Source organism: Heliomarina baculiformis (assembly GCF_019966545.1).
Taxonomy (GTDB): domain Bacteria; phylum Pseudomonadota; class Alphaproteobacteria; order Rhodobacterales; family Rhodobacteraceae; genus Heliomarina; species Heliomarina baculiformis.
The window spans coordinates 361,380-379,984 of sequence record NZ_JAIMIC010000003.1; the positions used below are offsets into that span (position 1 = coordinate 361,380).

The 18,605-nt window shown below is 64.6% G+C and carries 12 protein-coding genes; 7 read left to right on the forward strand and 5 right to left on the reverse strand.

The genetic code is table 11. From position 1 onward, the window contains the following. Positions 1-117 precede the first annotated feature (117 nt). Positions 118-2,049: an acyltransferase family protein gene (locus MF268_RS25370; RefSeq protein ID WP_238370503.1), complete on the reverse strand. Its 1,932-nt coding sequence runs from the start codon at positions 2,047-2,049 to the stop codon at positions 118-120. A gap of 308 nt (positions 2,050-2,357) precedes the next feature. After that, positions 2,358-3,239: an FkbM family methyltransferase gene (locus MF268_RS08850; RefSeq protein WP_238370504.1), complete on the reverse strand. Its 882-nt coding sequence runs from the start codon at positions 3,237-3,239 to the stop codon at positions 2,358-2,360. A 357-nt stretch (positions 3,240-3,596) separates the two neighbouring features. On the opposite strand from MF268_RS08850, the gene MF268_RS08855 reads away from it, so the two are divergent. Beyond that, entirely contained in the window at positions 3,597-5,573 is a 1,977-nt protein-coding gene (locus MF268_RS08855; RefSeq protein WP_238370505.1) for an acyltransferase family protein, read from the forward strand. 14 nt (positions 5,574-5,587) lie between these two features. Here MF268_RS08855 and MF268_RS08860 read toward each other — a convergent pair whose 3' ends face one another. The 3 genes from MF268_RS08860 to MF268_RS08870 form a co-directional block, all read right to left on the reverse strand. After that, the gene (locus MF268_RS08860) at positions 5,588-6,631 is read right to left on the reverse strand and encodes a glycosyltransferase 61 family protein (protein ID WP_238370506.1); all 1,044 of its coding nucleotides are present in this window, start codon (positions 6,629-6,631) and stop codon (positions 5,588-5,590) included. Positions 6,632-6,798: 167 nt separating this feature from the next. Then, the gene (locus MF268_RS08865; protein WP_238370507.1) at positions 6,799-9,684 is read right to left on the reverse strand and encodes an HAD-IIIC family phosphatase; all 2,886 of its coding nucleotides are present in this window, start codon (positions 9,682-9,684) and stop codon (positions 6,799-6,801) included. Between the two features lie 111 nt (positions 9,685-9,795). Continuing rightward, positions 9,796-10,824 (reverse strand): glycosyltransferase family 2 protein, encoded by a 1,029-nt coding sequence (locus MF268_RS08870; protein ID WP_238370508.1) that lies wholly within the window; start codon positions 10,822-10,824, stop codon positions 9,796-9,798. A 214-nt stretch (positions 10,825-11,038) separates the two neighbouring features. Here MF268_RS08870 and MF268_RS08875 point away from each other — a divergent pair, with 214 nt between their 5' ends. The 6 genes from MF268_RS08875 to MF268_RS08900 all read left to right on the forward strand — a co-directional run bounded on the left by MF268_RS08875 (position 11,039) and on the right by MF268_RS08900 (position 18,590). Then, positions 11,039-12,130, forward strand: coding sequence for a Gfo/Idh/MocA family protein (locus MF268_RS08875; RefSeq protein ID WP_238370509.1), 1,092 nt, complete (start codon positions 11,039-11,041; stop codon positions 12,128-12,130). Further along, a complete protein-coding gene (locus MF268_RS08880; protein ID WP_238370510.1) occupies positions 12,127-13,428 on the forward strand; it encodes a Gfo/Idh/MocA family protein in 1,302 nt (433 codons plus the stop codon). Before MF268_RS08875 ends, MF268_RS08880 begins: the two co-directional genes overlap by 4 nt. Positions 13,429-13,449: 21 nt before the next feature. Continuing rightward, positions 13,450-14,733, forward strand: a complete 1,284-nt coding sequence (locus MF268_RS08885; protein WP_238370511.1) for a glycosyltransferase — start codon at positions 13,450-13,452, stop codon at positions 14,731-14,733. Between the two features lie 61 nt (positions 14,734-14,794). Beyond that, complete coding sequence (locus tag MF268_RS08890) at positions 14,795-16,144, forward strand: oligosaccharide flippase family protein (RefSeq protein ID WP_238370512.1); 1,350 nt, start codon at positions 14,795-14,797, stop codon at positions 16,142-16,144. 32 nt (positions 16,145-16,176) lie between these two features. After that, positions 16,177-17,499, forward strand: a complete 1,323-nt coding sequence (locus MF268_RS08895) for a nucleotide sugar dehydrogenase (protein WP_238370513.1) — start codon at positions 16,177-16,179, stop codon at positions 17,497-17,499. Between the two features lie 17 nt (positions 17,500-17,516). After that, complete coding sequence (locus MF268_RS08900) at positions 17,517-18,590, forward strand: glycosyltransferase family 4 protein (protein WP_238370514.1); 1,074 nt, start codon at positions 17,517-17,519, stop codon at positions 18,588-18,590. Positions 18,591-18,605: the final 15 nt, after the last annotated feature.

The following is an 18,605-nucleotide window of genomic DNA, read 5'->3' on the forward strand; positions in this document are numbered from 1 at the left end:
CGAGGATGCCCGCAACGCCGGGTTCGTGGCCTATGACAGCGTCGGGCGCGAGGGGTTTGGCGGGATGTGAGGGGGGACCCGGTAATCCCCCGGCCCGCATCACACTGACGGTCAGGGTCAGCTGTCGGGGCGGAGCGTCGAGAGGATTTCCGACTGCTCGATCACATAGCCCCCGGCCCGGCGCGAGCCGGGGATATTGAGGTGGTATCCGTCGCGGAACAGCAGCGTATTACCGTGGCGCATGCTGCACTGGCCGTCGCTGCAGAAAAGCGCCCGCATGTCGATGTAATCGGTATCGTTGCGCCGGGCGATCTCGCGGAAGCTGTCGGCGTAGATTTCCTCGTTTCGGTCGAAGACCTCGGCGTTCATCTCGCATTTCCCCGGCTTGTCCGAATTCAGGGAATAGGCGCAGCGATAGGGGTCGAACCAGAAACTCGGGAAGGCCCCGATGAGGACGACCTTCTTGCCCGCCGCTTTGAGGCTCTGCAGGGTTTCATCGAGATCCGCCGCCGGGTCGCGGCCCTGTTCGAGAAGCTGCGGGATCTTGGCCTCGTAGGACATGGTCATTACGACCGTATGGATATCGGGATTGTCCAGAACGGTCCGGAAGGCCAGCGCTGACGGTTCCTGGCTGAGCAGGGGCATCGAGAAATTGACGTAGAAGACCACGTTCTGGTCCGGCAGCCCCTCTGCCAGACCCAGGAACAGGTGTTCGGCAAGGGAATCGCCGATGATCGCGATATCGATCCTCGGGTCCGGGCTGGACTGGAGGCAGCGCAGGAATTCCTCTTGCATGGGGGCGGTTTCGGCCATGATCTCGGGGGTGCAGCGGCTGTAGCGGTCGGTGATCAGCCGGTAGAAGGCCTGATGGCCGATTTCCCCCTCGGAGACGAGGCTGCTGCGCACGAGGCGGTCGTCGAAACCGTTTTTGACATGGCCGGTGAGCCCGACCGCGATAAAGGCGGCCAGCCCCGCGGCGGTGAGGCTGAAGATCGTGCCGCGCCCGATGCGTCGGCGGACCCGGAACGGGGTTTCGACGAAACGCCAGCTGAGCCAGGCCAGCGGGAAGACCGCAAGGCAGAGGGCACCCATCAGGAGCGGGGACGGCTCGCTGAGGCTTTCATAGCGCACGAAGGCAAAGATTGGCTGGTGCCAGAGATAGGCGCTGTAGCTGATCAGCCCGATCCCGACCGGCAGGGGGTGCGCCAGAAGGCGATAGACCTCGCTGCCGGGGCGGGCAAAGAGCAGGATGAGCAGCGTGCCGAGGGTCGAGGGGATCGCGTAGAGCCCCGGGAAAGGGGTGAACTTGCCCAAGGTGAAGATGCTGCCGAGGATCAGGAGCATCCCCGCAAGGCTCAGGAGGCGGGCGACGGGGGTGGCCGGGGCCTTGGGATCGTAGCCGGACCAGAGAATCCAGAGCGCCCCGGCGGAGCCGATGAGCAATTCCCATGCCCGGCTGGGCAGAAGATAGAAGGCAGTGGCGGGTGAGGCATGGGCGCTTGCTTCGGAGTGGATCAGGCTGGCCACGAAGATCAGCACGAACACCGCGATGAGGAGGCGGCGGCCGAAGCGCCAGAGCGCCATCAGCAGCAGCGGGAAGAAGATGTAGAATTGCTCTTCGACCGCGAGGCTCCAGGTGTGCAGCAACGGTTTCAGCTCGGCCTCGGTGCCGAAATACCCGGTCTCGCGCCAGAACAGGATATTCGAGGTGAAGGTGGAGACCGCGACAAGGCTCTGGGCGAAATCCTTAAGGTCGCGCGGCACGAGGATCTGCCAGGCGACCGGCAGGCAGAGCAGCATGATCAGGAACAGGGCCGGCAGGATGCGGCGCGCCCGGCGTTCGTAAAAGCTGAGCAGGCTGAAGCGTCCGGCCTGCATTTCCCGGGCGATGATCGAGGTGATCAGGAAGCCGCTGATCACGAAGAAGATGTCGACGCCGACAAAGCCGCCGCTGAACAGGCCAAAACCGGCATGGAAGAGGGTGACGGGGACAACCGCGATGGATCGCAGCCCGTCGATCTCGGGGCGGTACGCGCTCTGTGCCGTCACGGGAAAACTGTCCCATTCCCACGGGCCAGGGAAAGCGGGTGGAAAGCGGGAGCGGAAAGGGCGGAATTTATCGTAAGCGTATATAGCACAGGCACTTAAACTACTCTTCCCGTAGGGTCTGCTTGTTCCGGGACAAGAAGGCCGGTCGTGGGTTCAAATACAGGACAGGCCGGTCGGCCCGGGGCAATGTAACCCTGATTTTTTTCCCTGCCGCAAGAATGAATGCGCCGGAGGGGCGGATGTTTGCGCTGAATTGGGAGGCGGGAGGCGGTGGTGCAAAAATGGGGGCCTTCCCGCGCCCGGTCCGATCAGGGTGCGGCGCGGCGCAGCAGCAGATCGCAGAAGACCTCTGGCTGCCCCTCGATTGGTTGCAGATCGCTGAGGCGATCGGTTTCCAGGTAATCGCGCCGGTCATAGGGCCCCTGCATCATGAGGGCCGTGAAGCCGTTGGCCATGAAGGACTCGATTCTCGACCATGTATCGACGCGCAGGGGATCGTATTCGACAAAGATCTCGACCTCGGGGTGGAGGCTCTCGTGCAGGGCCAGCAGGCTGTCGAGGACGGGCGCTTCGAGACCTTCGACATCGACCTTTACGAAACGCACCCTGCCCCAGTCGATATCGCGCAGGATCTTTTCGAGCGGCGCGACGGGAACACGGGCCTCGAACACGTTCTTGTCGGTCTTGATCGTCGAGGAGCCGCCGCTCTGTTCCTTGTCCTTGAAGAAATCGATCTCGCCCTCGTGGGCGCCGACGGCCATGTTATGGACCGTGATGTTGTCGATACCGTTATCGGCGATGATGGCCTTCAGGCGGTTGCTCGTGGAGGGGGAGGCCTCGATCGCGTGGACCTCGCGGAAGGCCGAACTGGCGATCAGGGAGAAATAGCCGATGTTAGAGCCTACATCGAGAAAAATTCCCTCGGGGGCCGAGATGCTGCGCAGGTAGCGGGTGAACAGGGGTTCCCATTCTCCGAACAGGAAAATCTCCTGCTCGACACGGGGCCGGGAGGAGACCTGCATCTTCATCCCGTTCACGATCGTTGCTCGCGTCGCGATGTCGAGGAAGGTGGCGTGGCGCTGGACCAGCCGCCAGAGCCGGTCCTTGCTGTCCGCGCTTGTCCCGGAACTGCGCAGGGTGCTGGCCGCATACCGCAGGATGAAAGGAGCGGCGGCTTTCTTCAGGCTCATCAACATAATTCGGGTCCAATATGTACTTTTTCCGGGACGTTGTCCCATCGCCCGGACTGAGGCAAGAGAGGGAGCGCGATTATTGATCCGCAGCCCGGGGTGCATGTGACAGAGGAGCGATAGCGTCAGTTTATTGATCTAATTTCCGGCCCTGCCCGGGCTGAAACCGGCGCGCCGGGGAGATCGGGGGTGCCGGCTCAGAGGGCGGCATTGGCCCGATTCACGGACAAGTGTGTTTGAAAGAGCAGCATCCTGCGCCGATAAGGCGATGCAGTGAAAAATAGATCTTGTGAGAGGTGGTACGGGCTCACATGAAATCTCCCTATATATACACGGTTTTCTGATTCAGGTGAGGTTATGCAGCACAGGCGCGATATCGACGGGTTACGCGCGCTTGCGGTTGGTGCGGTGGTGATCGACCATGCCCTGCCGCATGTCCTGCCGGGCGGTTTTGTCGGCGTCGATATCTTTTTTGTGCTGTCCGGTTTCCTGATCACCTCGATCATCGCCCGGGAACTCGATCAGGGCCGCTTTTCGCTGGCGGCCTTTTACGAGCGCCGGGCGCGCCGCATCCTGCCGGCGCTTTTCTTCCTGCTGATCGTCTGGGGCGGGATCGGCTGGGCGCTTTTCCCGCCCGATGTCTACGCGGCCTTCGGCAAGTCGGCGGTCGCGACGCTGGTTTTCAGCTCGAACATCTGGTTCTGGCATGCGACCGGCGATTACTTTGCCCTCGGGGCCAAGCTGGAACCGCTGCTGCACACCTGGTCGCTGGGCGTGGAAGAGCAGTATTACGTGGTCTTTCCCCTGATCCTCATGGCGCTCTGGCGCTGGAAGAACCTGCGGATCCTGGCCCTCTGGGGGCTGGTGGCGGGGTCGTTCGCCCTGTCCGTCTGGGGGGTGGGCACCGCGTTTACAGAGCCTGCCGCGCCGCTGTGGAGTTTCTTCTGGCTGCCGACGCGGGCCTGGGAACTGGGGCTTGGCGCCCTGCTGGCGCTTGGTGCTTTCGGCGCTGCGCCGGGGGGGCGGGCCGCATCGCTCTGGGCCCTTGCCGGTCTCTGCGCAATCCTCGCCTCGATGGTGTTCCTGACTGCGACGACGCCCTTCCCCGGTGTGGCGGCCTTGCCGGTCTGTCTCGGGACGGTCCTGATCCTTTGGACGGGAGGGGCGGCAGGCCGCGAAACGGGGGTCTCGCGGGGGCTGGGGATTCCGCCGCTGGTCGGAATCGGGCTGATTTCCTATTCGCTCTATCTCTGGCACTGGCCGCCGCTGGTTCTGGCGCGGCTCTGGGTGTCAAGCACGATCCTGCCGCTTCCGCTCGCCCTGCTCTGCATCGCCGGCGCGGTATTCGCGGCCTGGGTCAGCTGGCGCTGGGTGGAAACGCCGCTGCGGAACCGGCGCGCGGTCTCCAACCGGCTGGTGGTCGGGCTGAGCGCCTCTGTCGGGGGCGCTCTTCTGGTCCTGGGGGGTGTGATCCACCTGTCGAACGGATTTCCCGGGCGGCTTCCGCCACAGGTCGGGGAAGTCTACGCAAGAGCCGTCAGCCCGCAGCTGCTGGCGGAAGACTGCCAGGCGCAGGGCCGGCGCGGCGAAGCCTGCTGGATCGGGGCCGGGCCTGCCGGGGACATGTCGGATTTCGTCATTTGGGGCGATTCCCACGCGATGGCGCTTTTGCCGGGGTTTCACGGCTGGCTGGGCGAGCGCGGGCTTAAGGCGCGCGCGCAGGTGCACGGGGGATGTCCGCCGCTGCCGGGGATCATCCGCTCGGGAACGCCGCGGGAGGTCGAGGACTGTATCTCGCTGAACGAGGGCATGCTGGCGATGCTGGAGACCAGCGCGCCGAAGACCGTGGTGCTGGTGGCGCGCTGGCGCTTCATAAGGTCCGGTCTTCGCACCCCGGGGGAAAGCGGCGATCCGTTTGTCCTCCGTCCGGTGGACGCGGCGCTGGCGGATCTGGACCAGACAGCGCTGTTCGATCGACTGTTCGAGGACCTTGTCACCCGGTTGGGCAAGAGCGGGCATCGGGTGGTGATCATCGAAACCGTGCCCGAGATCGGCGCGGATGTACCGCAGGCGATGGTCATGGCCGCGCTTCGGGGGAAGGCGCTTGTCTCGCCGTTGACGGAAACCCTTCACCGGGAGCGCATGGCGGAGACCCGGGATTTCCTCGACCGCATGGCCCGGCTGGCGGGGGTGGTTCTGAGCGATCCGGCGCCTGTTCTCTGCGCGGAGCGCTGCGCGATCGAGCGGGACGGAGAGCTGCTCTATCGCGATGACGATCATCTTTCGGAGGCGGGGGCCCGCTATCTCGTGCCCTGGCTGATGGACTCGCTCTGAGACCGGGTGGCGGGTCAGCCCTGCATCATGCGATCCGCGAAATCGAGCAGATGCGGAATATCGACGCGATAGCCGTCGCCGTCCTTTTCCGCGACCACGGTGCCCATCCTGCCGCCAAGCAGGCCAAGGTAGTCTGACCAGATATTGCAGAACCGGTCGGCGGGGTTGATGATCACGAACCGGGTGTCGGTGTCGGCGGGCAATATGCAATTCGCGAAATGGCTGCCTTCCATCGAGACGATCATTTCCGCCTTGCTGCAGGCCCGCAGGATGACATCCAGATCCGCTCGGGCATCGACGATCTCGAAGCCGCGCGCGGCAAGCGCGTTGCTCAGGGCATCCTCGTTGGTGATGGTCCGGGCGATGCCGGTATCGCCGCGCCTGAAATAGACCAGCCTGCGCCGGTCATTGCCGCTGGCTTGCTGCACCTCGCGGCGCATGTCGAGCAGGCGCGCGCCAAGGTGGGAATTCTTTCCGATATCGTCGCAGAAGGTCAGCCTGTCGAAATAGACATAGTCATGTTCGAGCGGGTCCAGCCCGAAGAGCTCGTGATAGGAGCGCGCATGGGGCCAGGTCTTTGGGGTGGGAAAGAACAGCGCCTCGCCGGGGCGGCGCAGCCGGGTGGTGGGCAGGCAGTCCATCAGCCAGTGCCCGAAATAGCGCGTGCCGATGGCGCGCAGCCCGTGAAAGCCGTGGTCGACCTCGGCGATGCGGCTTTTCATCAGCGGGGCGAGATCCAGCCTGCCCCAGGCATTGTAGCCGAAGGTGGACGAGAAAAACCCGTCCGGCGTGGCCAGCACATGCTCGAATTCGTAGCGCATGGTGGGCTGGTGCCGGGCATCGGGGCGGCCGTCGATCTTGGCCCATTCGGCGGCAAAGCTGGTGCGTTCTTCGGTCCGGGTGACCTTTTCGCGCTGGCTGTCGTCCATCTTTACGGGCGGGATCGGGATGATTTCCTCGGGGGCGAGCATCTCGGTGCTGGAGGCGGCCTGCGCCATCGCGGGATGGCCAAGGATCCTGCTCATGATCTTGGATGCCAGTGGCGTGAATCGTTTCATGGCAGACATCCTGAATGAACGCGAAATGCTTGAAAAAGGTAGGGTGTTCCGGGGGGTTTACAAAGACTTAAGAGGTAATTTCCCGGCTCTGGTTTGCCGGTTGAATGAAAATCGGACGCATCTCCGGCGGGCCCGGACGAAGGCCCCCGGCGCCATCGGGTCTGCCGTCAGGCGTGGTAATGGGCGACGGCGGCTTTCAGTTCGGGAAAGGTCTGGATCGAGCCGAGCCGGTCGCCGGGAAGCTTGACCTTGAGAGTCTGGTCGATTTCCATCGCCAGTTTCAGGTGGCCAAGACTGTCCCAGTGTTCGACCGTATCCATGCTGGCCTGCGAGAGATCTGCCTCAGGGTCCAGCTTGAACATCTTGCGGAACAGGGTTTCGAGCCGGATTTGCATCTCCGGGGCAAGCTCGGCCCCGGCGGTCGACGCGGGCACCGGTTTGTCCGGAGACATCGGTGCAGGCATAGGACGGGGGGCGGGTTTGCTGCTGCCGTTGCGCTTGGGCGCGGGTTTCGGGGCGGGGTCCTCGACCTCGGCCGGGGGCGGTGCCTCGCCTTCGGTCACGGTGAAATAGGCGGGTACCTCGGGGACGGTTTCGCCGAGATCCTGCCGGTAGAGGCCGCCGGCGCCCTGCTCGACCGGGCTGGTCACGGGGGCAAGGCCGGATTTGGAGAAGACATCGCGCACCGGCGTGTTGCGCGGGGCTTCGATCACCTGCCCGATCAGCGCCGGGGCGTCTTTCTGAGCCACATGCGCCGCTGCCCAGGCCACGATGGCCTGCTCCACGGTGCGCCCGAGCACCCGGCAGCTCAGCAACAGGCTGTCGACCCACCAGGGGCCGTCCTCGGCATGTTCGGTGACGGCGGTGTCCTGCGGATAGGCCGCAGCCATGGCCGCGCCGGGCCGCAGCACGATGACGCCCATGAGTTCATAGGGGGAGTACCGGTCGGAGAGGCCGATGGCGAAGATCTCGCCGCCCTCTTCCTGAATCTGCGCGAGGGCACCGGCATCGTGGCGGCGCAGGGTCGCGTTGAACTGGTTGGTCTTGGCAAACAGCTGCAGCACGCGTTTCTGGTTGCCCGGCCCATAGGGTTCGAAGGTCAGCCGCATGTCGAGATCGCTGTAGAAATCCTCGATATTCTGGAATTCGCGCTTGGCGGCGGTGATCTTGGCACGGGTGCTGTACTGGCGGGTGCGCTTGAGATCGCTTTCGGTCAGTTCGACACATTCGAGGAAGGGGTTGGTCAGCAGCCAGCCGGCCAGGTCTTCGGGCTTGTCCGGGAAGGGCGGCACGATGATGCCGGGAATGTTCTTGCGGACTTTCTCACGCTCGACCGGGTTGTCGTCGATGAACATGGCATTGGCGGTGCCGAGGCCGATTTCATCCAACATCTCCTGAATGCCCATGGCCTTTTCGGTCCAGCCGATGCGATGGGCCACGATATCGTCGGGGCGCAGGACCATCTCGGGATGTTCCGAGATCATGGTGAGGGCGAGATCCTCGTCGTTCTTGCTGGCGACGGCAAGGGCAATGCCGCGCTGGGTCAGCGCCTTCAGCGCCTGCTGGAAGGCCTGGTAGGCCGAGCCGGGATAGGCGCCGCCGATGTCGAGACCTTCCATTCCGTCCTCGCCCAGCACGCCGCCCCAGAGGGTATTGTCGAGATCGAGGATCAGGATGCGTGCGCTCTGTCCGCGCAAGGACAGGAGGCCGCCCATGACGCGGCGGGCCAGATGCGCGCCGAAAGCGGTGCTGAAGGGGACGCGCCCCATGTGCCAGAAGGTGCCGGGGTCGGCGGCGGCGCGGCCGACTTCGCTGATCATGTCGGCGGTATCGAGCAGGTAGATGTCGGAATGCTTCGCGATTTCCTCGGCCAGCAGCGCATTGGCGCGTGCCAGCAGGGCTGTGATCCCGCGGGGACTCGCCGCATCGGCAAGCCCGAGCGAGGAGCGTTCGAGCGGGGCGAGCGCGGTCACGAAGACCGGACCGCGCAGCTTGCTGCGGGCACCCCTGATCAGCTCCATCATCGGCTGCAGGGCATCGTTCAGATAGGTGTCACGGTCTGCTTCGGTCAGCGAGAGCGGGGCGTTGAAGACCTCGTGCAGCAGATCTTCGGCCCGTTCCACGATAAGCGTGGCCATCGGACCGTCGCCACCGGCGCTCAGCAGGGGGGAGTCCTCTTGCAGAAGTTCCATGCGGGCCTGACCGAAGGGCGGGACATGGGGGGTGATCTTCAGTCCGGTTGCCTCGCCTTCCTCGGTGAAGTTCATCGCGAGATAGTCGAGATTGGCGGAACCGAGCAGCGCGATGGTGCCCAGCTCGCGGGGTTCCTGCAGAATGGTTTCCTCGAGCCCGGCGGTTTCGGCAGGGTCCGTGGTTGCAACGGGATCGGCTGTCGCGACTGTCGCGGAGGCTGCGGGCTGCGGGGCGGGCTCTTCCTCGGTTTTGGCCGGGCTGCGGGCGATGCTGTAGACCTGTGCGGGGTTGCCCATGACCGTGGCCCCGGCGGGCACATCGGTGATGACCAGTGCATTGCCCCCGATCTTGGCGCCTTCGCCGATATGGATCGCCCCGGCGATGCAGGCCCCTGCCCCGATGTCGACGCCCTTGGCGATGATCGGAAGATCGGCGTTGCGCCAGGTCTGGCCGACCCCGATTGTCGTGTTCTGGCGCAGATGCACATCGTCGCCGATGGCACGGGCCCCGACGATCATGCCGGAATGGTGCCAGAGCCGGACCCGGCGGCCGATCTTGACGGTGTACCAGAGCGAAATACCGGTCATCCATTCGATCAGCTTGAACAGGACGCGGTAGAGCAGCGTGCAGGGCGCGCGAATGATCTTGGGCTGGCCCATCCGCCAGTTGCCGAAACGGTGTACGAAAAGCGCCCAGAACCCCTGTTCGAACAGTTTGCGCTCATGGGTGCGGAAATCTTCGGCGACCAAGGCCCAGAACCCGATATCCGGGGGGTTCTCGTTCTTGCGGCCGCGTTCGGTGACGGGGGGAATACCCATTTCCGCTTCGGCTTTCCTGTATGCCTCTGATTCGTGAGTCATACGCACATCCCCTGGCAAACCATTAACAAATTCCTTCTCGGGGGGATGTACTCCACGGGACCTTCTTCATCAACTCTGTCGAGGGGCCGGAGGGTTCTGAGGAGCCAACTGTTACCTCTTCGCCCGGGGATCGGGCGTGGTGGCGGTTTCCGCGGCGGGCGGGGGCGACAGGCGGGCCAGCAGCGTGGCCGAGGCGAGATCGCCGAGATAGTGTTCGGGACGCGAGGTGGCGCGGCCGCGCAGGCGGCGCTGCAGGTCGCCAATCCAGTGCGCCGCGATTTTCAGCAGCGCCGTCACCCGGGTATAGAACGCGCCGTGGTTCTTGGAGAAATACCGCGCCCAGGCCTGGAACCAGTAGGCGGGCATGCGGCCCCGGGCGACGTTCTTGCCGACGATCCCGGTGGCGGCCCCGGCGATATGGCGGACACGGGCGTCGGGGGCGTGCCAGCTCTGCCAGCCGAGGGCCGCGCCGCTGCGCATGTAATCGACCTCTTCGTAATAGAGGAAATAGCCGTCATCCATGTTGCCAAGCGCCTCGAGGGTGTCGGTCCGGATCAGCAGGGCGGTGCCGGTGACCCAGTCTGCGCGCACCGGGGCGGTGCTGTCGGGGATGGTCGAGCGGAAGTGGCGGGCGAAGAAATCGATACCGAGCGCGCCAAACACCTCGCCCCCCATCGAGGGAAAGTTGAAGGCGGCGACCCAGCTGCTGCCATCGGGGTTTTCGATCCGGGGACCGACAAAGCCGATTTTGTCATTGCCGTTCATGACCCGCATCATCTCGGCCAGCGCGCCGGGCAGCACCTCGGCATCGGGGTTCAGCAGCAAGACCGCATCGGGACGCCATCCGAGCCCCGGCAATTCGGCGAAAGCGACATTGTTGCCGGCGGCAAAACCGCCATTCACCGGGCTGCGCAACAGCCGGAGGCGGGCCGTTTCGCCCTGCGCCTCGGGAAAGGCGCGCAGGCCCTCGGCCAGGGCATCGGCATCGTTGCCGGGCGAGGCATTGTCGACGATGAAAATCTGGCTTTCGGCAAAGCCGGACAATTCCGAGAGCAGGGCGGGAAGCGCATCCAGAACCAGGGCCGAGGTGCCGTAATTGACGATGATGACGACCAGGCGGCCTTGGGAACTTTCGTTCATGTGGGGTCTTCTCTCGATCGGCTTGGAAATCGTATGTGCAAACAGGCCTACCAATACTGCGGTGCAATGTGCTTTCACAAGCATCTAACCAAATGGTTTTGCTCTTTTACCTGCCAAAGCCCGCGTAATATTCACCGGAGCGTCTTTGACACTCACCGGTATTCGGATATGGGAAAGAGAACGCGTTTCCTGGCCCCGGCATAGTGGACTCTTAATGACTGATTACCGCTCCGGACCTTTTCGTTGGGCCATCCTGGGCACCGGCAGCGTCTCCCGCAAATTTGCTCTCGATCTGCGCCAGCTTGGCGGCGCGGCGGAGATCGCCTGCGTGGCATCCCGCGGCCCTGAAAACGCACGCCGTTTCGCGGATACTTTCGGCGGCGCGCCGGTGGCGGATTACGAAGCGGCCGCCGTGGCCGATGTGGATGCGCTCTATATCGCGACGCCCCCTGCCCTGCATGAACCTCATGCGCTGATGGGTATCCGGGCGGGCAAGGCGGTGCTGGTCGAAAAACCCTTTGCCTCGGATGCGGGAGCCGCCCGTCGGATCGCCGCCGAGGCCCGGGCGCAGGGGGTTTTCTGCATGGAGGCGCTCTGGACCCGGTTCCAGCCACTGGCCGGGGAAATCCGGTCGCTTGTCGCAAGCGGGAAACTGGGTGAAATCCGGGGTTTCGATGCCCGTTTCATGGGTGCCAACCGGCCCGATTCCGGGGTGAGCCTGTTTGACCCCGAGCAGGGCGGCGCGCTGATCCATCGCGGTATCTACCCGCTGTCGATGGCGCATTTCCTGCTGGGTCCGGTGGCCGAGATGCAGAGCATGGCACGGCTTGGCGAGGCGGGGGTCGACGAGGACAGCGTCCTGATCCTGCGCCATGAGAGCGGCGCGCTGTCCACCCTGCGCGCCAGCCTGCGCGCGGCTGGCCCCGAGGGCGCGACGCTCTGGGGTACGGCGGGCACGCTGCATATCGAGGGGCCGATCTGGCGTCCGACCGGAGCGCTGTTGCAGCCGGTTACCGCCGCCGGGGCGCCAGGCGCGCCAAGGCGGCTCGAGGCGTTCCGCGAAAGCCATGCGGGGCAGCGGATCTCGCACCGGCTTGGGCAGATCAGGAAACTGGTGCGGCGCAGCGGCACCCGGGTCAGCGCCCCGGTGGCGGGCAATGGCTATCATTATGAGGCACAGGCGGTGATGCAGGCGGTCGCCAAGAGGCTGACCGAGGAACCGCGCATGACACTGGATGACAGTATCGCTCTTGTAGAACTGATGGACCGCGCCCGGGCGCTCTGGGCACCGGAGGCGCGCTCATGAAAATCGGTGTGATCGGCTGCGGTTATGTTTTTGATCATTACATGACCACACTGGCCCAGCATCCCGGGCTGGAAATCGCTGGGGTTGCCGACCGCAACCAAGAGCGCGCGGCGCAGGTGGGGGCCTATTACGGGCTGCACGTCTATCCCGACAGCGCCGCCCTGCTGGCCGATCCCGAAATTGAAATCGTCGCCAATTTCACCTCGATCGAAAGCCATGACGCGGTCAGCCGTGCGGCGCTCGAGGCGGGCAAGCATGTCTATTCGGAAAAGCCGCTGGTCACCGATATGGAGGCCGCCCATGCCCTGGCCGATCTGGCCGCGAAAAAGGGGCTGCGGCTTTCCTGTGCGCCCTCGAACGCGCTCAGCCCCACGGTGCAGACCCTGTGGAAGGCGATCCGCGACAGGGCGGTGGGCGATGTGCGCATGGTCTATGCGGAATTCGACGACAACCCGGTCTACCTGCTGAAGCCCGAGACATGGATCTCGCGCTCGGGCGCGCCATGGCCCTATCTGCATGAATACGAAATGGGCTGCACATGGGAGCATGTGGGTTATCACCTGACATGGATGTGCGCGATCTTCGGGCCGGTCCGCTCGGTCACCGCCTTTTCCAAGGCGACCCTGCCCGACAAGACGGACGAGCCGCTTTCGCCCGCCGATACGCCGGACTTTTCGGTGGCCTGTCTCGATTTCGAAAGCGGCGTGGTCGGGCGTATCACCTGTTCCATCGCCGGGCCGACCGATCACCGGATGCGGGTGATCGGCAACGAGGGCGTGGTCAGTGCCGATACCTATCGCGACTATCATTGCCCGGTCTATCTGGAGCCGTTCAATTCCGTCGCGCTGAAGGCGCGCAATCTTCTGATGGTGCGGGAAAGCTCTTTCCTGCAGGGGCTGTTCGGCGTGGGCGGGCGGCGCGTGCCGCTGGCCGAAAGCCCGGCCCCCGGCGCAGACAGGATCCATCGCCCGCAAGGCAGCTGGCTGTCGCCGAAATACTGGATCGCCCGGATGCGTAAGGCACAGCGCGGCCAGCAGGACAAATGTATCGGCCTTGCCGAGCTGGCTGAGGCCATCGAACAGGACCGGGCGCATTTTCCCGCCCCCGATTTCACCCTGCACCTGACCGAGCTGACGCTTGCCATACAGGGCGCCGGACCCGATGGTGCCAGCCAAAAACTGACAACCCGCTTTGACCCGCTGCCGCTTCCCGAACGGACCCGCCGTGCGGGGCCCGATTACAAGAACCTGCGCCGGCCTTCCCTGTTGGCCGGGCTTCTCTTGGCGCGCCGCGGCTGAGACCTGATGACGAAGAATCCCATGCCCCAAAGTCCCGCCCTGCCCCGAGTCGCCTATCTGACCGGGCAATATCCCGAGGTCTCGCTGACCTTCATCCTGCGCGAGGTCGAGGCGCTGCGGGCGCTTGGCATGGATGTGCGCACCTGTTCGATCCGCCGCACGCCGCCCGAACAACATCCCGGCCCGGCCGAGAAGGAAGCCGCGCGCACCACCTTTCACGTGCTGGAAGCAGTGCGCAATCCGCTGCGCCTGATCGGCGCGCAGCTGGCGCTGCTGCGCCATCCGGGGCGCTATTTCGGGGCGCTGGCCTTGGCGCTGAAAATGCGCTCGCCCGGGATCAAGTCGCTGCTTTACCAGCTGATCTTCTTTACCGAGGCCACGGTGCTTGCGCGCCATCTGAGCCGCGAGGGGGTGCAGCATCTGCACAATCATTTCACCTTTGGCAGCGCCACGGTGGCCATGTTGGTCTCAAAACTTATCGACATCCCGTTCAGCTTTACCCTGCACGGGCCGGCCGACCTGCTGGAACCCTATCGCTGGCGCATCGATGAAAAGACCGCCCGGGCGCGGTTCGTGGCGGCGATCAGTCATTACGCGCGCAGCCAGATCATGTTCTTTTCCGATCCCGCCCATTGGGACAAGATCCGCATCATCCATTGCGGCGTCGAACCCGCGCTTTACCGCGAGGCGGCGGGAGAGGCGCTGCCGGCCAGAAAAGACGGAGAATTCCGCCTGCTTTTCGTGGGCCGCCTGGCCCCGGTCAAGGGGCTGCGCATCCTGTTGGAGGCTTTCGGAAAACTGGCCCCAGCGCTGCCGAACCTGCGGCTGGTGCTGGTTGGCGATGGTCCCGACCGGGCCAAGCTGGAAAAACTGGCCGCACCCTTCGGCGATCGCGTGACCTTTACCGGGTACCTGTCGCAGGCCGAGGTCGCCCGTGCCATGCAGTCGACCGATGCCTTCGTGCTCCCGAGCTTTGCCGAGGGCGTGCCGGTGGTGCTGATGGAGGCGCAGGCGAGTGGCAAGCCGGTTATCGCCACGCAGGTGGCGGGCGTCGGTGAGCTGGTCGAAGACGGGGTCAACGGCTTTATCGTCCCGCCCGGCGACATGCAGCGGCTTTCGGAGGCCATTCGCCGGCTCGCCGGTGATCCGGCGCTCTGCGCGCGCATGGGCGCGGCGGGACCGGACCGGGTGGCGGCGGATTTCGATATCACCACCGAAGCCGCCCGGCTGGCGCGGCTGTTCGCCGAGGGACCGGGGACCGGGGTGCGCCCATCCCCGCGCCAAGAGGCTGCGCAAGAGCCGTGAGAATGACTGTTGAGCATGGGCCGCAAGGCGTGGCCGGGGCATATTACGGGGTGGGATCGTGATGCGGACCCCTTCGTGGCTGACCGGCCAGGGCATGAAGGCGCGCGCGCTGCGCGGCACCGGGATGACCGTTATTGCCACTGTGGGCACCAATGGCCTGCGGCTGGCCTCCAACCTCGTGCTCGCGCGTCTGCTGACGCCGGAAATATTCGGTCTGATGGCGCTGGCGAACGTGTTCCTGATCGGCCTGAAGATGTTTTCCGACACGGGCGTGAAGACCTCGATCGTGCGCAGCCCGCGCGGGGACGAGGACATCTACCTGGATACGGCCTGGACGCTGCAGATCGGGCGGGGGTTCGTGATCTGGCTTGCGGCCTGCCTGCTGGCCTGGCCAGCGGCGCTGATCTACGATGAACCCGCGCTGATGATGATCCTGCCGGTGGCGGCGCTCAGCGTATTGATCGACGGTTTTTCTCCAACCAAGGTCGCGACCGCCAACCGGCACCTGCTGCTGGGGCGTGTCACCTGGATCAATCTGTCGACCCAGTTCATCCAGATCCTGATCACCGTGGCCATCGCCTGGGTCTGGCCTTCGGTCTGGGCACTGGTCATCGGCGGGCTGATCGGCATTTTCATCACGGTGGGCGCGCGTTTCATCGCCCTGCCCGGGCGGGGCAACTGGTTTGCCTGGGAACGCGAGGCGGGGCGCGAGCTGATCACTTTCGGCAAGTTCATCCTGCTGGCCACCGGGTTCAGCTTTCTGATCGACCAGAGCGACCGCATCATCCTTGGCGCGCAGATTTCTACCGCAGAACTGGGTGTTTACAGCATCGGCTACATGTTCGGATCGCTGCCGATCCTGCTTGGCGTGGCGGTCAGCGGCGCGATCATGATGCCGCTTTACCGCAGCAACCCGATTGCCGGGAACGCCGCGAACCGGACAAAGATCTTCCGGGCCCGGCGGATCGTGACCCTCGGGGCGTTGTCCTGCAGCTTTTTCCTGGCCTGTGCCGGGATCGCGCTGATCGACCTGCTTTACGACAGCCGCTATGCGCTGGCCGGCCCGATCATCGTGCTGCTCAATGTCTGTCTCGTGCCGCGGCTGATCATGCTGGGCAGCGGTGCCGCGCTTTTGGCGGCGGGAGATTCACGGGCGCATTTCACGACGATGACCAGCACGGCGCTGCTGCAGACCGGTCTGATGGTGCTGGGGGTGCTCTGGCTGGGTATTGCCGGGGTGCTGCTGGCGACATTCTTGGCCAATTTCCTGGTCATCCCGCTGCAGGCCTATTTCCTGAACCGTTATGAAAGCTGGGACCCAAAGGGGGACGCGATCCTGTTCAGCCTTGGCATGGTGCTGAACGGGCTGGCCTGCTGGTGGCACTGGGCGGATATCTTGAGGCTGTTCTAGACAGGTGGCGGGCGCACCGGGCAGGAAGTGATATGGAAGGGCGGCAGATGAGGCTGAAAGAGGCAATCGAGACAGGGGCAGCCCGGGTGGGGGTGATCGGCCTTGGCTATGTCGGGCTGCCATTGGCGGTGGCGGCGGCGCGGGGCGGCTTTCCGGTGACGGGGTTCGATGTCGATCCCTCCAAGATCGAGAAAATCGAGGCGGGGCGCAGCTATATCGATGCGGTCCCGGATGCGGCGCTGGTCGAGTCCGGGGTGACGGCGACACGAGATTTCACCCGGCTCTCCGACTGCCAGGTCATCGTGATCTGCGTGCCGACGCCGCTGGACGAACACCGAGCCCCGGACCTGTCCTATGTGGAATCCACCGCCGAGACGATTGCCCGCCATATTCGTCCCGGTACGCTAGTGGTGCTGGAATCCACCACCTATCCCGGCACCACCGAAGAGGTACTGGCGCCGATCCTCGCCACCAGCGGGCTGATCCCCGGCGACGAGCTTTTCATCGCCTTTTCGCCCGAGCGTGAGGATCCGGGAAATACCGCTTTCAACACCCGCTCGATCCCCAAGATCGTGGCCGGGGCGAGCCCCGAAGCGGGCGCGCTGGCCGAGGCGTTCTATGGGCGGGTGGTGGACAAGGTGGTGCGGGTGTCCGGCACCCGTGTCGCCGAGGCGGTGAAGATCACCGAGAACATATTCCGATCGGTCAATATCGCCCTCGTGAACGAGCTGAAGCTTGTCTACGACGCGATGGGCATCGATATCTGGGAGGTGATCGATGGGGCGGCGACGAAACCCTTTGGCTACATGCCCTTCTATCCCGGTCCGGGTCTGGGCGGGCACTGTATCCCGATCGATCCCTTCTATCTTTCGTGGAAAGCACGTGGTTTCGACGTGCCGACCCGGTTCATCGAACTGGCGGGCGAGATCAATACGCAGATGCCGCATCACGTCATCGACCGGCTGCGGGCGGTCGTCGACCGGGACAGCGGTCGCGGGCTGAACGGGGCCGAGATTTTGCTGGTGGGGGTGGCCTACAAGAAGAACGTGGGCGACATGCGCGAAAGCCCGGCGATGAGACTGATGCAGCTGCTTGATGAGGCGGGGGCGAAAGTAGCCTTTATAGACCCGCATGTGCCGGTGATCCCGCCGATGCGCGAATACGGCCAGTACGAAGACCGGGCCGCCACCGATCCGGCGACCCTTGCGCCTGGGCGCTTTGCGGCGGTGCTGATCGCGACCGATCACGACGCGATAGATTACGCGGCCCTGACCGGGCTCGACTGTCCGATCGTCGATACGAGGAACGCCATGGCCCGGCGCAACCTGCCGCTGGACCGGGTGACCAAGGTTTGAGCGGGGAGCCAGAACCGATGCGCGTGACCTTTGTTTTGCCTTTCGCGGGTCTGACCGGGGGGGTGCGGGTGGTGGCGACCTATGCCCGTGCCCTGCATGAGCGCGGCCACGAAGTGACGGTGATCTCTACCGCCGCGCAGGCGCCCCGCGGGCTCATGTACCATCTCAGGGTGTTGCTGGGGCGCAGGCGCAGGTGGGAGCCGCCCGCCCAGACGCCGCTGCTGGACTTTCTCGGAGAGCGCCACGTGGTGACGCCTTTGGAGCAGATTGGTGTCGCGGATGTGCCGGACGGGGACGTGGTCATCGCGACATGGTGGGAAACGGCGGAATGGGTGAACGCCCTGCCGCCGTCGAAAGGCCGGAAATTCTATCTGTTGCAGGATTACGAGGTCTTCGAGAACCAGCCCCGCGCGCGTGTGGCCGCCACTTTTGCGATGGATCTGCAAAAGATCGCCGTATCGAGCTATATCCGGGATGCGATACGGCAGAACCATGAGGTACACGGCGAGATCGAGGTGGTGCCCAACGCGGTGGATCTGGAGCATTTCCGGGTGCCGGAGCGGGCGCGCAACCAGACTTTTACCATTGGTTTCCTCTATACGGCGGCCGAGCGGAAGAACATCGCGCTGGCGGTCGAGGCGCTGAAACAGCTGCGGGCGGAAAGAGAGGATTTCAAGGTTCTGGCCTTTGGCGCGCTTCCCGTGTCCGGGGCCCTGCCGCTGCCGGACTGGATTTCCTATCACGAAGCCCCCGATCAGGCGGATATTCCCGCGCTTTACGCGGCCTGCGACCTGTGGCTTTTCCCGACCCGTACGGAGGGGTTCGGCCTGCCGATCCTCGAGGCCATGGCCTGCCGGACGCCGGTGCTTGCCACCGATGCCGGGGCCGCGCCCGACCTGATCGATGGGCTGAACGGGCTGATCCTTGACCACAGGCCCGAGGCCTTTTGCCGGGCGATGCTCGATTTCATGGAGATGGACCCGGAGACATGGAAGACGTGGTCGGACGCGGCTTTTCGGACCGCTTCGCAGAATCGCTGGGAGGATGCGACGGATCGCCTGCTTGCCGTGCTGGACAGGGAAGGCAGCTGAACGACGCCGCGCCGG

What these genes read in the sequence shown, in the direction of transcription:
- MF268_RS08850 (WP_238370504.1), bottom strand. Translation starts at nt 3,239, where the DNA reads ATGAGCCTGAAGAAAGCCGCCGCTCCTTTCATCCTGCGGTATGCGGCC.
- MF268_RS08855 (WP_238370505.1), top strand. Translation starts at nt 3,597, where the DNA reads ATGCAGCACAGGCGCGATATCGACGGGTTACGCGCGCTTGCGGTTGGT.
- MF268_RS08860 (WP_238370506.1), bottom strand. Translation starts at nt 6,631, where the DNA reads ATGAAACGATTCACGCCACTGGCATCCAAGATCATGAGCAGGATCCTT.
- MF268_RS08865 (WP_238370507.1), bottom strand. Translation starts at nt 9,684, where the DNA reads ATGACTCACGAATCAGAGGCATACAGGAAAGCCGAAGCGGAAATGGGT.
- MF268_RS08870 (WP_238370508.1), bottom strand. Translation starts at nt 10,824, where the DNA reads ATGAACGAAAGTTCCCAAGGCCGCCTGGTCGTCATCATCGTCAATTAC.
- MF268_RS08875 (WP_238370509.1), top strand. Translation starts at nt 11,039, where the DNA reads ATGACTGATTACCGCTCCGGACCTTTTCGTTGGGCCATCCTGGGCACC.
- MF268_RS08880 (WP_238370510.1), top strand. Translation starts at nt 12,127, where the DNA reads ATGAAAATCGGTGTGATCGGCTGCGGTTATGTTTTTGATCATTACATG.
- MF268_RS08885 (WP_238370511.1), top strand. Translation starts at nt 13,450, where the DNA reads ATGCCCCAAAGTCCCGCCCTGCCCCGAGTCGCCTATCTGACCGGGCAA.
- MF268_RS08890 (WP_238370512.1), top strand. Translation starts at nt 14,795, where the DNA reads ATGCGGACCCCTTCGTGGCTGACCGGCCAGGGCATGAAGGCGCGCGCG.
- MF268_RS08895 (WP_238370513.1), top strand. Translation starts at nt 16,177, where the DNA reads ATGGAAGGGCGGCAGATGAGGCTGAAAGAGGCAATCGAGACAGGGGCA.
- MF268_RS08900 (WP_238370514.1), top strand. Translation starts at nt 17,517, where the DNA reads ATGCGCGTGACCTTTGTTTTGCCTTTCGCGGGTCTGACCGGGGGGGTG.